Source organism: Streptomyces sp. NBC_00726 (genome assembly GCF_045161735.1).
Lineage (GTDB): Bacteria > Actinomycetota > Actinomycetes > Streptomycetales > Streptomycetaceae > Streptomyces.
This window is the reverse complement of the sequence record NZ_CP108984.1, coordinates 119,185-131,575: the sequence shown is the minus strand read 5'-3', so window position 1 is coordinate 131,575 and position 12,391 is coordinate 119,185. Positions and strand designations below refer to the sequence as shown.

The 12,391-nt window shown below is 70.7% G+C and carries 16 protein-coding genes and 2 pseudogenes; 5 read left to right on the top strand and 13 right to left on the bottom strand.

Annotated elements, in window-relative coordinates; translation table 11 throughout:
* Positions 1-3: 3 nt before the first annotated feature.
* The 3 genes from OG338_RS30115 to OG338_RS30105 form a co-directional block, all read right to left on the bottom strand.
* A complete protein-coding gene (locus OG338_RS30115; RefSeq protein WP_331741784.1) occupies positions 4-414 on the bottom strand; it encodes an SgcJ/EcaC family oxidoreductase in 411 nt (136 codons plus the stop codon).
* Positions 415-464: 50 nt separating this feature from the next.
* Positions 465-1,700 (bottom strand): MFS transporter, encoded by a 1,236-nt coding sequence (locus tag OG338_RS30110; protein ID WP_405940576.1) that lies wholly within the window; start codon positions 1,698-1,700, stop codon positions 465-467.
* Positions 1,701-1,833: 133 nt separating this feature from the next.
* Positions 1,834-2,664 (bottom strand): MerR family transcriptional regulator, encoded by an 831-nt coding sequence (locus tag OG338_RS30105; protein ID WP_331741778.1) that lies wholly within the window; start codon positions 2,662-2,664, stop codon positions 1,834-1,836.
* 66 nt (positions 2,665-2,730) lie between these two features.
* On the opposite strand from OG338_RS30105, the gene OG338_RS30100 reads away from it, so the two are divergent.
* Positions 2,731-3,663: a LysR family transcriptional regulator gene (locus OG338_RS30100; protein ID WP_331741775.1), complete on the top strand. Its 933-nt coding sequence runs from the start codon at positions 2,731-2,733 to the stop codon at positions 3,661-3,663.
* Between the two features lie 43 nt (positions 3,664-3,706).
* Here OG338_RS30100 and OG338_RS30095 read toward each other — a convergent pair whose 3' ends face one another.
* From OG338_RS30095 to OG338_RS30080, 4 genes are all read right to left on the bottom strand, one after another.
* Positions 3,707-4,192 (bottom strand): hypothetical protein, encoded by a 486-nt coding sequence (locus OG338_RS30095; RefSeq protein ID WP_331741772.1) that lies wholly within the window; start codon positions 4,190-4,192, stop codon positions 3,707-3,709.
* The gene (locus OG338_RS30090) at positions 4,189-4,323 is read right to left on the bottom strand and encodes a hypothetical protein (RefSeq protein WP_405940575.1); all 135 of its coding nucleotides are present in this window, start codon (positions 4,321-4,323) and stop codon (positions 4,189-4,191) included. The genes OG338_RS30095 and OG338_RS30090 overlap by 4 nt, the downstream gene beginning before the upstream one ends.
* Before the next feature lie 1,038 nt (positions 4,324-5,361).
* Positions 5,362-6,495 (bottom strand): protein-L-isoaspartate(D-aspartate) O-methyltransferase, encoded by a 1,134-nt coding sequence (locus OG338_RS30085; RefSeq protein ID WP_331741766.1) that lies wholly within the window; start codon positions 6,493-6,495, stop codon positions 5,362-5,364.
* Positions 6,495-6,788, bottom strand: a complete 294-nt coding sequence (locus OG338_RS30080) for a hypothetical protein (RefSeq protein ID WP_331741763.1) — start codon at positions 6,786-6,788, stop codon at positions 6,495-6,497. Before OG338_RS30080 ends, OG338_RS30085 begins: the two co-directional genes overlap by 1 nt.
* On the opposite strand from OG338_RS30080, the gene OG338_RS30075 reads away from it, so the two are divergent.
* A complete protein-coding gene (locus tag OG338_RS30075) occupies positions 6,772-6,948 on the top strand; it encodes a DUF397 domain-containing protein (protein ID WP_331741760.1) in 177 nt (58 codons plus the stop codon). The genes OG338_RS30080 and OG338_RS30075 overlap by 17 nt on opposite strands.
* Before the next feature lie 223 nt (positions 6,949-7,171).
* Here the strand turns inward: OG338_RS30075 and OG338_RS30070 are convergent, their stop codons facing one another.
* Both OG338_RS30070 and OG338_RS30065 read right to left on the bottom strand, forming a co-directional pair.
* Positions 7,172-7,660, bottom strand: a complete 489-nt coding sequence (locus OG338_RS30070) for a DinB family protein (protein WP_331742025.1) — start codon at positions 7,658-7,660, stop codon at positions 7,172-7,174.
* 59 nt (positions 7,661-7,719) lie between these two features.
* Entirely contained in the window at positions 7,720-8,271 is a 552-nt protein-coding gene (locus OG338_RS30065; RefSeq protein WP_331741757.1) for a helix-turn-helix domain-containing protein, read from the bottom strand.
* A gap of 89 nt (positions 8,272-8,360) precedes the next feature.
* Between OG338_RS30065 and OG338_RS30060 the strand changes: the two genes are divergently transcribed.
* Positions 8,361-8,960, top strand: a complete 600-nt coding sequence (locus OG338_RS30060) for a hypothetical protein (protein ID WP_331741754.1) — start codon at positions 8,361-8,363, stop codon at positions 8,958-8,960.
* Between the two features lie 3 nt (positions 8,961-8,963).
* Here the strand turns inward: OG338_RS30060 and OG338_RS30055 are convergent.
* Positions 8,964-9,098, bottom strand: a pseudogene (locus OG338_RS30055) (SAM-dependent methyltransferase); the annotation flags it as partial.
* A gap of 32 nt (positions 9,099-9,130) precedes the next feature.
* On the opposite strand from OG338_RS30055, the gene OG338_RS30050 reads away from it, so the two are divergent.
* Positions 9,131-10,165 (top strand): NAD(P)/FAD-dependent oxidoreductase, encoded by a 1,035-nt coding sequence (locus OG338_RS30050; protein ID WP_405940574.1) that lies wholly within the window; start codon positions 9,131-9,133, stop codon positions 10,163-10,165.
* Between the two features lie 86 nt (positions 10,166-10,251).
* Here the strand turns inward: OG338_RS30050 and OG338_RS30045 are convergent, their stop codons facing one another.
* Positions 10,252-10,698 carry a DUF2871 domain-containing protein gene (locus OG338_RS30045; protein WP_331741751.1) on the bottom strand — a complete coding sequence of 149 codons (447 nt, stop codon included), beginning with the start codon at positions 10,696-10,698 and terminating at the stop codon, positions 10,252-10,254.
* Between the two features lie 166 nt (positions 10,699-10,864).
* On the opposite strand from OG338_RS30045, the gene OG338_RS30040 reads away from it, so the two are divergent.
* Positions 10,865-11,344 carry a VOC family protein gene (locus tag OG338_RS30040; protein ID WP_331741748.1) on the top strand — a complete coding sequence of 160 codons (480 nt, stop codon included), beginning with the start codon at positions 10,865-10,867 and terminating at the stop codon, positions 11,342-11,344.
* Positions 11,345-11,402: 58 nt separating this feature from the next.
* Here the strand turns inward: OG338_RS30040 and OG338_RS30035 are convergent, their stop codons facing one another.
* Both OG338_RS30035 and OG338_RS30030 read right to left on the bottom strand, forming a co-directional pair.
* A complete protein-coding gene (locus OG338_RS30035; RefSeq protein WP_161211803.1) occupies positions 11,403-11,756 on the bottom strand; it encodes a beta/gamma crystallin domain-containing protein in 354 nt (117 codons plus the stop codon).
* A gap of 219 nt (positions 11,757-11,975) precedes the next feature.
* Positions 11,976-12,179, bottom strand: a pseudogene (locus tag OG338_RS30030) (RNA polymerase subunit sigma-24); the annotation flags it as partial.
* Between the last annotated feature and the right edge of the window lie 212 nt (positions 12,180-12,391).

Below are 12,391 nucleotides of genomic sequence, written 5' to 3'. Positions count from 1 at the left end.
CGGTCAGCCCGTCACGACCTCCGTGTTCTGACCGGCGGTCAGCAGCCACCGTCCGTCGTCGCCCCGGCTCATCACGTACAGCGGAGCGCCCTCGCTCTCCTCCTCCGGCGCCAGGTAGCGCTGCCGGATCTTGACCGCCGCGACGTCCGGGCGGATGAAGAGGACGTGGGCCACCTCGTAGGTGACCTGCCCGGCCCAGTCGGCGGCGGGCAGCACGGTCCGGGTGAACGCGGAGATCGCGTCGATGCCGATGAGGACCTTGCCGTGGGCCGTCGTCCAGACCGCGTCGGGCCGGAAGAGGGCCAGGAACGCGTCGGGGTCCTTGCGCTGCTGGGAGCGTTCGACGGTGGCGACGACCTCGCGGATCGCTTCGAGGTCGGCGGTGTGTGCGCGTGTTTCGGTATCGGTGTCCATGCCGGGAATCCTGCAACCTCAAGTTCGCTTGAGATCAAGTCCGGTCGCGATCAAGTCCGGTTGAGATCGAGGGCCGTCCGGGGTGCCCGCTCCCGTCGGGGGAGCAGGAGCGGGGTGGCCAGGATGAGCAGGCCGGCGACCGCGAGGCCCGTGCGCGGGCCGGTGGCGTCGGCGAGGAGGCCGGCGAGCGCGGTGAGTGCGGCGATGGACGCCTGCTGTCCGATCGACCAGGCGGTGAGCATCCGGGCGACGAGGTGCTGCGGCGTGTGTTCCAGCCGGTACGTGGAGAGCACCGGCCCGTACAGGCTCATGTTGACGATGATGGCCAGCTCGACGGCCATCACCGTGACGAGCCCGACGACACCCGGCCGTACGAACACCAGCCCGATCAGCCACACCGCACGCAGGGTGCCCACGGTCCGGAAGACCCGGTCGCGGCCGTAGCGGGCGACGACCCGGCGGGCCAGCCGCGAGCCGATGAGCCCGCCGAGACACGGAGCGGCGAAGGCGAGACCGTACTGCCAGGGCGGAAACCCGAGCCGGCGCAGCAGGAGCACGGCCAGCAGTGGTTCGGTGGCCATGATGAGGCCGCCGACGAGGACCTGGTTGAGGTAGAGCGCGCGCAGCACGGGGTGGCCGAAGATGTGCCGCCACCCGGCGAGCAGCGCGCCCGCCCCGAGCGGGCTCTCCTCCTTGAGCCGTGGTGCCTTCTCCCCGCCCCGGATCGCCGCGATGCCGAGCGCGGAGAGCAGATAGCCGAGCGCGTCGGCCACCACCGTGGTGACCGGTCCGAAGACCCCGATCGCCGCGCCGCCGAGGGGCGGGCCGACCGCGATGGAGCTCCAGTTCGTGGACTCGAACCGTGCGTTGGCGACGAGCAGGTCTTCGCGGCGGACGAGCGCCTTCAGATACGCGCCGCTCGCCGCGCCGAACGCGATCTTCGCCCCGGCGATCACCGTGGACACCACCAGCAGCTGGACGAACCCGAGCAGCCCGAAGGCGTACGCGACCGGGATCGACGCCATGGCCGCGAACCGGACCAGGTCCATCCCGATCATGACGGGCCGCTTACGCCGGAACTCCACCCAGGGCGCGAGCGGCACCGCGATCAGCGCCCCCACGGCGGGCCCGACCGCCGACAGCGCGGACACCTGGGCGGGCCCGGCGTCCAGCACGAGCACGGCGAGCAGCGGCAGCGCCCCGAACCCGAGCCCCGACCCGTACGCGCTCACGGCGTACGCGGCCCACAGCAGGCCGAACGGCCGGCCCAGCGCTCTCCTGCCCACCACACCTCACCCTGACAACCGAAAAGTGACGGGTGAGAGCCAATCGCGTACGAGAACCCCAGGTCAAACAACCAGTGACCGGTTGGTGCACAACCACAGGTTGTGCACCAACCGCATCAGTGGCGGCCTTCCGCTAGCGGTCCAGCACCGCCTGGAGCTCCGTGACCCACTGCGAGCGGTCGTCCGGCGGGCAGGACAGCGAGACCTCGCGGACGTAGCCCACCTGCCGGCGGTCGTTGTCCTCAAGCCAGCGGACCAGCAGCTGCTCGGTGGCCAGCATCTCGCCCTCCATCGGTCCGCGGTGCACGATCGTGGCAGCCTCGGCCACCCCCGGCAGGTGGACGACGGAGAACTCCTGGTCCCGGGGCACCGCGTCCGGGTCGACCGGCAGGGCGGCGTGCACCGTGATCGCGCCGCCGCCCTCGGGGGCGTCCTCGTAATAGGCGACACCCGGACCGGCCGGCCGCACCGATGCGGCGTCCGTCAGCCGGCACAGCCGGTCGAAGAGCGGACCGATCACGGGCCCGATGTGCGCGGGCTCCCAGCTCTGGGCGGTCGCCGACAGCTCCGCCACCCACTGGCCGGGCAGGCTCTTGATCACCACGTCGTTCGCGGGCATACGTCCCTCACTCTCGATCGTCCGGAGCCTCGCCTCCACCTGGCCCAGCCGTGCCTGCGCGGCCGCCCTCTCCGTCTCCAGCTCCGCCTGGCGCAGGCGGAGCATGCCGCGCAGCTCATCGGCGTTCACCTGCTCGTCGACGATGGTGCCGACTTGTTCCAGGGTGAAGCCGAGTTCCTTGAGCGCGACGATGCGATTGAGGCGGGCGAGCTGGCCGGCACCGTAATAGCGGTAGCCGCTGGCCGGGTCGGTGCGCTGCGGGTGCAGCAGGCCGAGGGCGTCGTAGTGCCGCAGCATGCGGATCGACACCTGGCCGTATCTGGCGAATTCTCCGATGGTCAACATGACGACTCCAGTGCAGGGCCTCACACGATGTCAGGGTCAAGCCCATGATCAGTACGCTCTCTCCTCGTGGACCTCCAAGCAGTACGCACCTTCGTCGCCGTCACGGAAGCGGGCGGGTTCCAGAAGGCCGCGGCGGACCTGTCGGTCACCCAGCAGGCCGTGTCGAAGCGGATCGCCGCGCTGGAGGCGGCCCTCGGCGTACGGCTGTTCACCCGCGCTCCGCGTGGCGCCGAGCTCACCATCGACGGCCGGGCGTTCCTGCCCCACGCGCGCGAGCTGCTGCGTACGGCCGAGCGCGCGAGCGCGTCCGTACGCCCCGGCAGCCGCCCGCTCCGCGTCGACGTGATCGCGTCCCGCACCGCGCAGTCGAGCCTGATGCGCGCCTTCCACCACGCGCACCCCGGGATCGCCCTGGACGTGATGATGCTGGTCAGCATGGACACGGCCGTCGCCGCGCTCCGCTCCGGCGAACTCGACGCGACATTCCGCGCGGTGGCCGCCCCCGGCCACCCCCTCCCCGACGACATCGAGTCAGCCCGCGTCCTGGACGAACCCCTCCAACTCCTCACCGGCCCCGCCCACCCCCTGGCCGACGCCCCCTCGGTGACCCTCACCGACCTGGTGGGCCACCGCATCTGGATGCCCGGCATCGCCCCCGGCACGGAGTGGGGCGCCTACTACGACGACCTGGCCGCGGAATTCGCCCTCACGATCGAGGCGACGGGCCCGAACTTCGGCTCGGACGTCCTGCTGGACACCATCGCGGACACCCCGTCCCTGGCCACGTTCATGGGCGAACACGCCCGCCTCATCTGGCCCGACACCCACGCCCTCCGCCGCATCCCCCTCACCGACCCGACCCCGGTCTACCCCCACTCCCTCCTCTGGCACCGCGACAACCCGCACCCGGGACTGGCGACGCTCCGGGCACACCTGGAGGCGGCGGGGGAGCACGGGGCGGCGGGGAGCTGGGTGCCGGGGTGGGCGGTCGGGCAGTGAACGAGAGGCGATCCTTCGCACGTGAACGGCATCGGGGCTGATATCAGTGGACGGCCTTGAGACGGCTTTTCCTGGTCATGGGCGTGACGTTTCCCTTGGCCCTGGCTTCGGCCTTGCGGGCCTTTTCGTCCAGGTGGAGCTGGAAGCGGCGTTCGTATGCGTCCTCGAAGTCACCGAGGTCGAGTCGCATGTCATCCGGCGTGGCTTTGATGGCGCGCTGTTGCTCGCGGGGGTCATTGAACGCGGCGATCATCGGGTGCAGTCGGAAGCGGCCACGTCGGATGACGGTGACGAGGCGGGCAGCGACCAGGTGCGGCATGGCGCGGCTGATCATGCCGCGTTCCATGGCGAGGCCGACGGCGAACTCCTCGTGCGTGGCGGCCACGAGCCCGCCAGGTTCCTGCTCGGTCATCATGTGCAGCAGCAGGGCATACGCGGTGGGAGGAAGCCGGGGCACGTACGCGAGGCCGTTGAAGCTGCCCCACAGCACGTTGCGGCGCGGAACCCATTCCTCGGCAGCGGGCATCATGACGTGGTCTTCCTTTCCCTGTTCGCCCCTTTGCGCGCTTCAAGTCTCGCGCCGGGAGCGGCCATCGCCCGGAACGCGCCGGGCGCGTCCGGGTCCTCCATGATCTCGCGCAGCAGGTCGAGTTGCTCCACCCTTTCGCCCATACCCGCACCCGCCTTGGAACGCCTCTCCCCACGTCCTCGTGGGTTGCCTCGATCAGTCCTCCCGGCTTCTGCGATCCCATGAGGGTGAACAGTACGACGAGTACGAATCGGTCGCTGTCGTAGTGCACGGCGGCCCAGCGCATGAACTCCAGGCTGTCCATGGAGAACGCCTCGCCGATGAAGCCGGTGCTGGCTCCGATCGGGTAGACCTGGGCGGCATGCCCGGCCGGTAATTCGATCGTGGAACCCAGGGCTCGGGTGTACGCGGTAGGCGGAGGCTTCGGGCGACGCCGACGCGGGTACGGCACGCCGGGCAACTTGGACGCTGTGCCGCTGTTCAGAGGCCCTGAACTCATGGGGTCGCTGCCTTCCCTGGCCATCGTGACGGCAGAACTCTATCGAGATCCGTGGCATTAGTGACACGAAAACCCGGCAATAGTGCCACGAACACAAATCGAACGTCAGTCCTGGTCCGATGCTCGGCCTGGTTTTACGCCTGGGCGACAACTGACGCACCTCTTGGAGTTTCGTGGCACTATTGCCACGAAACGCCGTCGATGGGTCAGGAGCAGCTGACGTCGAGTCTGAGATATGTCAGTCCAGGACTGACATATCTTTTTGCGCGCAACGCTCTGACCTGCGGAAATGCCTGGCTCTTCTCTATAGAGCGTGCGCGCGCGTGATACCGCTCAGAACATCCCCGATCAAGCACCGACACGCCGCTGCCCCCGCTCGAAGGTCTGGTTACGGCTGCTTCGCGTGCGGGTTCGTGGGAACCCTCGGACCGTAGGGGGCGTCAGCGGATCTGAGTCTCGGGCGGCCCGGACCGTGACGGACAAGCAACAGCGAGAGTGGCTGATCACCGTGTCGGGCTCCGCCGCTCGGCCCGGGGGGCCGAGCGGCTCAGGTACCTCCGCACGCCGGAGCCGATGCTGACGCACGTCTCAGGTTCCGTTCTGTGGCCGGGCGTACCTCGACTGGCGGCTGACCGGACGGATCGATCCGTAGCGCCACGCCCCGACGCCCCTACAGCACCGCCGTCCACCCTCCACGCGTCAGCGTCGTGACGCCCTCCGGGGCGACGGTGACCTCCGCCCCGTACACCGGCAGCTCGCCTTCCTCGATCCACCGCCACCGCACCCCGTCGAGCAGGTCGTACAGTCGGCGCGGGCCGCCTTGGTGGACGGTGGCGGTACGGGCGCCGGGGTGGGTGGTGGCGCGGGCCCAGGAACCGTCGGGGTGGAGCATCCACGCCATGCGGCTGCCGCCGGGCCCGGTGCCGGTGCGGTGCTCGATGCCTGGGGCGAGCAGAGTCAGCATGGACCACACCTCCCACGCCCGCATGACGTCGAGCACCGGGAACGGCGACACGCTCGTCTCGCCGTCCTCCTCGGCGCTGCTCGCGAAGAGCTCGTTCAGCGGGGGCGGATACGCGGCGCCCGTACGCGTGGCCATGAACGCCGCCCGGTCCCACTCGACCCGCCCGCGCGCACCGCCGTCCTCCGTCTTGTCGGCCGTGATGATCAGGCCGGTGCCCGTGATGGTCGTGACGAGGCGGCCGCCGGGTGCGAGGGCTGAGAGCCAGGTCGCTGGGATACGGGGCACCGACACCATGGAGACGATCCGGTCGAAGGTGCCGGGCAGTTCGCCGGTCCCGTCGGTCGTGACGACGACCGGGTGCCGGCCGATCCGGTCGAGCCGTTCGGCCGCCGCCCGGGTCAGGTACGGATCGACGTCCAACGTGGTCACCAGCCGGTCGTCGCCCAGCCGATGGCAGGCCAGCGCAGCGCTGTACCCCGACCCGGTGGCCAGGTCCAGCAGTCGGAGGCCGGGCGAGAGACGGCCGTGCCTCAGCATCGAGACGACGAGCCCGGGCTCGGTCGAGGACGACGTGGGGTGCCCGGTCAGGATCTGCTCCGGAGCGGCCCGGTCCGCGTGCGTGGCCCCCACCTGGGTGACCAGCGTGCGGTTCGTGTACGCGGCGCGAGCCCAGGCACCCTCGTCCGCAGGCCCGTCGACGGCCTGCCACCCGCCCCCGTCCGGCGCGAACCACCGCTCGACCAGCACATGCCGGGCCGTCTCCCGGACCGGCTCCCACCAGTCGGACCCCGGGTGTGCCACGTCGGCCGCCAGCGAGGCGGCGTACGGCTTCCAGTCCATCAGGTCGCTCCTTCGAGATCGTGCGCGATGGCCTCGGCGATCGGCAGATCGGTCGCCCCTTGGATCCAGTCCCATTGGCCGCACGGGTTGACCTCAAGGAACGTCCACCCGCCACTTGGCCCAACGACAAAGTCCGCCGCCCCGTACCGCAGTCCGAGCCGGCGCATGAGGAGCCGCATTCCGACGGCCACCGGGGTCGGCACCGAGGTGCGCGAGTAGGTCAGGGAGCCGTAGTCGCTGCGCCAGTCCTCGTGGGCCGCATCGCTCTCGGCGTGGATGGCCGCCGCGAACAAGTCCTCGTACAGCAACGACTCCGGTGGTGCCTGCGTCGAGGTCGCCCTTGCCGCCGTCGATGCCACGGTCCGAGTCCGGGACTCCAAGGACATCGCCGTCCCCGGCCTGAACGTCTCGGAGGCGGCGTGGACCGCCTTCACCGCCGACCTCAGCGGCTGATCGCTGATCCGGACCCGAGAACGGTGGCCCCTGCGTTACGAGAGGGGCCACCGCCCGGAGCCGTCGCCGCGGAGGCCGGTGCCTAGGCTGTTGGCGGTGGAAGCGGCTCGGTCCGGTACGGCCGTCTGCATGCCGTTCGACCCGCTCCTCTTCTTCGCGGACGCGGGGAACTTGGACGAGGGCGACGGCGACCTGTTCGCGCTCCGCTCCGGGAACGTCCCGTTCAGCGGGGGCCGAGGCCCGTTCGGCCGTCGAGGAGTTCGCGGGCGATGTCCAGATGGCCGGCGTGGCGTGCGGTCTCTTCGATCATGTGCAGGATGATCCCGCGCAGGTCGGCGAGTTCGTCGCCCAGGGGTTCGGGGTGGCGGCCCTGCGGGGGTGCCGACAGCGGGGTGCGGGCGATCACGGCGTCGGAACGGCGGCACTGGTCCTCGTAGAAGGCGAACACCACCTCCGGCGTTCGCGGGGTCGTCAGCGGGGCGTGGTCATCGGGCCAGTCCAATGGTTCCGCCGTGCCCAGGGCGACCTCCTGGAACCAGTGCCTTTCCGCGTGCCCCAGATGTTCTATGAGCCCGAGGGGGGTCCAGCCGGAGGGCAGGACGGCTGTGGTCAGTGTCTGCGGGTCGAGCCCGTCCACGATGGCCGGCGCGCCGGCTCGTTGCGCCGCGAGGAACGCCGACAGGGTCTTCTTCTCCGCGCCGTTTGCATGGATGCGCGCATGGTGCCGGCTGCCACTGACACAGCGGCCACTGGCAAGCGCGGCGGGGCCCGTTACCCCACCACCACCCCCGCCAACCGCCCCAGCGCCGCCTTCAGCCGGTCCGGGGTCACCCCCCGGTCCCGCTGATGCAGGAACACCTCCGCGGCCAGCGGTGCGAGCAGGCTGTCCGCCAGGGCCTCCGGGTCCGGCGTGCCCGCCTGGCGGAGGAGGGTCAGGACATGGGCGCGCCAGAAGCCGTACGCGCCCACCGAGAGGCGCCTCGCGCCGGATTCGGCGCCCAGGATCAGATGGCTGTGCCGGTCCAGCAGGTCGACCATGGCCGAGAAGAACGCGGTGAGCCGTTCGGCGGGCGGGGCGCCGGGGCCCAGGGGCGGGGCGCCGCGCAGCAGTTCGTCCTGGAGGAACCGTTCGTGCTCGTCCAGCAGGGCCACCGCGATGGACGTCACGTCCGGGTAGCGGCGGTAGAGCGTGCCCCGGCCGACGCCGGCCGTACGGGCGATGTCCTCCATCGTGACGGTCAGGGGGTCCCTGGTCTCGAACAGCCTGGCCGCCGCCGCGAGCACCTTGGCGCGATTGCGCGCCGCGTCCGCACGTTCCCTCATCTCCACCACGGGCTCAGCCTACGGCAGTCCCCGAAATAAGCGGACACTTTGTCCGGTTTATTGTCGCCCGGCGCCGATAGGGTTACGCCATGGGCGTCGACCTCAACACGCTGATCGCCGACTGGTCATGGCTGGCCGAGGCCCCGCCCCGCGAGCGGCTGCCACGCCTGCGGGACGCCTGGTACGACGAGGCGACCGGGCTGTGGGACCACGACGGGCCCGACGACGGGTGGGAGTGGCCGCGCGGGCCGCACAGCACGCACTTCGGCGTGTACGAGTTCCCCGGCACCATGGGCTCGTACAAGCCGCACTTCTGGGCGGGGCAGTTGTGGGAGAAGGCACGCGACCACGTCGACACGGCCGTGCGGGCGGAGCTGGACACGCTGCTCGGCGGGCTGTTCTGGGACGGGCCCGACTACGACGACGAGGGGCCGGACGAGGGCCGCGACTTCTTCCCCGGGAGTCACGGCCTGCTGGTCGCGGAGTCCCCGGAGGGTGTACGGGAACTGCTCGCGACCTGGGAGCGCGTACGGCCCCGGCTCGATGAGCTCCGCGCGCCCTTCGATGAGCACTCCATGGAGTTCCGGTTCAGCGACTTCGACAGCTTCGTGCGCCTCCTGGCCGACTGGGGCGATGTCCTGGCCGAGGCCGCCCGCCGGGGCTGGGGGATCGCGGGCCTGAGCGAGTAGCGGTCACCGCCTGCGGGAGACCCCCAGCTCGATGAGGTAACGCTTCGTCACCCGGCCCCCGTACCGCCCGTCGATCAGCTCCGCGACGCAGTCCAGCAGCCCGCGCCGGGCCGCATCCGGGAGCGCCCGGTGGCCGGAGTCCCCGGGGCGCTTGGTGCTGGAATAGCCCCATGGGCGACACGCTGTACGACACCGACCTGCTCGTCATCGGCGGCGGGCCCGCCGGCTGTGCCGCCGTTCGGATGGCCGCCGGGGCCGGGCTGCGTACGGTGCTGGTCGAGCCGGACCGGCTGTGCCGGAATCTCTACCGCGTCCCGGCGCTCGACAACGTGCTCGGCGGCCATACCAGCGGCCCCGCGCTCGCCGAGGCCATCACGGCGGAGATCACGGGCACGGAGCTGTGCCGGCTCGAACTCGGTTGTTACGTGAAGGAGTTGCGCGCCGGCGACGACCATGTGACCGCCACACTCGACACCGGAGCCCGCCTCACCGCCCCGTACACCGTCGTCGCCACCGGCGTCGGGCCGCTCCAGCCGGGCGACGTTCCCTGGATCACCGCACCGGACGGGCTCACCCTTCCGCCGCTGTGGCGGGCGGAGGCGGAGGCGGAGGACGGGCGGACCCTCCTCGTGCTCGGCGGCGACCGGCCGATCGGGACCTTCCTGCGTGCCCGCCCGGACACCGGCACCCGCCTGATCGTGGCGTACCCGCCGGCTGACGCGTACAAGACGGACGAGATCCGCGACGACCCCCGGGTCGCACTCGTCCCCGTCGAACACCTGACGCTCTCGGGGGCGGGGGAGGTGACAGCCCCGGAGGACCTACGGCGGAAACTCGCCGCGGACGCCGTCTTCCTCAGCCTCGGCAGCGCGCCCGTCGCCCCGCCGGGCGACCTGGTCCGGGGCCCCGGCGGCTACTGCGCCCCCGCCGACCAGCACCCCCGCGTCCTCGTCGCCGGCGACCTCCGTTCCGCGCGCTATCAGCGCATCATGACCGCCCTGGGCTCCGGCAGCGAGGCCGCGCTGCACGCGTACTACGCGGCGCGTGACCTGACTGGCCGCGCCTCGACGGCTGGAAGCGGTGGCTCACGGTCGCCGGAGCCGGTCACTTCACCTTCACCGACCTGCCGCTGCTCGGGGCGCAGTTGGGCATCGACGACCCCTCGGCCCCGCCGACCGCTCCGGCGCCGGGCAATCCGGAGGTGACGTTCCAGGCGCCCGCGCGGTAGCGGTTGCGCGATCTGGGGGCCTCGATTATTACGGCGTAATAATCGAGGCCCCCAGATGTGGAATCAGGCGGCGCCCACCGTCCCCGTGGCCGGCTTCACGTGCTCGTTCACGCGTCGGCCGAGCAGGATGAACAGCAGGATCAGTCCCACGGTCAGCAGGATGTGGCCCAGTCCGGCGGTCAGCGGCACGGCCTCCGCGATGTGGTCCTCATCGCGGCCGAGCACCGTCAGGATGCCGTGGACGCCCATCATCGCCGTCGAGATGGCGATGCCGATGTTGTAGAACCAGAAGAACGCGGTGAACAGCTTCGAGCCGGACAGCCCGAAGACCTTGTCCAGGCCGAGGACGATCAGGAAGACGAGCATGCCCAGCGCCAGAAGGTGGGTGTGCATGAGCGCCAGCTGGGTATCGCCGTGGAAGTCCTTGGCCTTCGTGAACTCCCGGTAGAAGAGTCCCGAGATCACTCCGACGATCATGTAGACGTGTGCTGCGTAATACGATTTCCGCATCGCGGAGTCCGCCCCCCTGGGTCAAATACCGTACCGATCAAGGCGATTCAAGCACCAGGCCCGGCGCGTACGGGTGATTCACCCGGTGCGTCGGGAAGCTTCACGACCGACCCTCAAGCCGCCTTCGAGGGCCCCCGTTGTCAGACCCGTCTGGGATGCTCCGGTGATGGAGATGGAGACCGAGACGGTGCCCGAGATGACCGTGCAGCTGACGATCGACTGTGCCGATCCGCAGCGGATGGTGGCCTTCTGGGCCGAGGCTCTGGGGTACGTCCCCGAGCCGCCGCCGGAGGGGCATGCGAGCTGGCGTGCCTACTGGGAGGACATGGGGGTGCCCGCGGAGGAGCTGCCGCCCGGTTCGGGGGACGTACCGGAGTCGATCATCGATCCCGCCGGGCGCGGGCCGCGGGTGTGGTTCCAGAAGGTCCCGGAGGCGAAGGCGGTCAAGAACCGGTGGCACTTCGACCTCAAGGTCGGCGGGGGGCGTGCCATTCCGCTGGAGGTCCGCAAGCAGCGGGTCGACGCGGCGGTGGCGCGGCTGGTCGGGGCCGGTGCCACAGTGGCGCAGGTCAGGGAGCTGCCGGAGATGGACTTCTACGCCACCGCCATGCTGGACCCGGAGGGCAACGAGTTCGACGTGGTCTGACGGTGACGGTCACCGCCGTTCGTTCAACGGCGGTGACCAGTGGTTCACTTCCGGGCGCTCAGAGGATCTGGATGCTCTTGATCCGGGGCGGGTTGTTCGGGAACGTGATGTCCGTCCAGCGGTTGATCCGGACGGAGTCGCCGTTGACGTCGTAGTAGATGAGGTCGTTGTTGCCGGTGACGATCCGGTCGGCCCACCAGCCGCCGAAGTCGGTCCTGCCCGCGTTGGCGTAGCAGTCGACGCTCTGCCGGCCGTCGAGGTGGGAGTAGATCTTCAGGAAGTCCGCGCCGCCGACGCACTCCACGTGGTCGATGGCGTAGGCGGACCCTACGGGGACGGCGACGGTCAGCGAGGCCGCGGCGGCGAATGCCATGGCCAGGGAGCCGAGGATTCGCTTGCCCTGTGCGATCACGGGATCTCCTTCGTACGGGTCCGGGCCGAGGCCCGGCCGTGTCGGTGACGTGGCGCCATGACGTGCCCGGGCGCGCTCCGCCGAGCCGGTGGCGGCTCGCTAACGATCTTGTAGCCGTCGCACCGGCAGGCGCGGAAGGCGGCGCGGAGCCGCCGGTTTTCGACCCGATCGGGCGAGGGTGAAGGTAAGGGTGAGGGTGAGGGTGAGGGCTGCCGTGCCCCCGATGCCGTACGCGATCCCCTCGGCGACCGCCCGCAGCTTGTCCGGGTTGGCCACGTTATGGATCGCGGTGATACGCCCCTGCGCGTCGAAGTCGAAGGCCATGGTGGCGATCACGCGGTCCGGGCCGCTGAACACGAGCCCGGGACCGCCGTTGAGCTCCGCCGCCGGCTCGATGCCGGTGAGCCCGGTGCCGACGACGGCCACGGCGCCGCCGTCGCGGCCGAGGGCCTTCAGCCGGCCGGCGAGCAGCTGAACCGCGCGCCCGTGCCCTCCAGGCTCCTGCGCGTTCACCACGGTCACCCGCACCGCGTCCCGCCGCTTCCCCGTCCGGGCCGCCGGCTGCACGGCCGCCGCCATACCCGCGTAACCGGCCCCTTCGTTCGTCCGTTGCTGACGACCAGGGGACGGGGGCG

Bases quoted from the DNA above. Each gene is read 5' to 3' on its own strand.
- OG338_RS30115 (WP_331741784.1), bottom strand. From the start codon at position 414: ATGGACACCGATACCGAAACACGCGCACACACCGCCGACCTCGAAGCG.
- OG338_RS30105 (WP_331741778.1), bottom strand. From the start codon at position 2,664: ATGTTGACCATCGGAGAATTCGCCAGATACGGCCAGGTGTCGATCCGC.
- OG338_RS30095 (WP_331741772.1), bottom strand. From the start codon at position 4,192: ATGATGCCCGCTGCCGAGGAATGGGTTCCGCGCCGCAACGTGCTGTGG.
- OG338_RS30085 (WP_331741766.1), bottom strand. From the start codon at position 6,495: ATGGACTGGAAGCCGTACGCCGCCTCGCTGGCGGCCGACGTGGCACAC.
- OG338_RS30075 (WP_331741760.1), top strand. From the start codon at position 6,772: ATGGCCGCCGCGAACAAGTCCTCGTACAGCAACGACTCCGGTGGTGCC.
- OG338_RS30065 (WP_331741757.1), bottom strand. From the start codon at position 8,271: ATGAGGGAACGTGCGGACGCGGCGCGCAATCGCGCCAAGGTGCTCGCG.
- OG338_RS30060 (WP_331741754.1), top strand. From the start codon at position 8,361: ATGGGCGTCGACCTCAACACGCTGATCGCCGACTGGTCATGGCTGGCC.
- OG338_RS30050 (WP_405940574.1), top strand. From the start codon at position 9,131: ATGGGCGACACGCTGTACGACACCGACCTGCTCGTCATCGGCGGCGGG.
- OG338_RS30045 (WP_331741751.1), bottom strand. From the start codon at position 10,698: ATGCGGAAATCGTATTACGCAGCACACGTCTACATGATCGTCGGAGTG.
- OG338_RS30040 (WP_331741748.1), top strand. From the start codon at position 10,865: ATGGAGATGGAGACCGAGACGGTGCCCGAGATGACCGTGCAGCTGACG.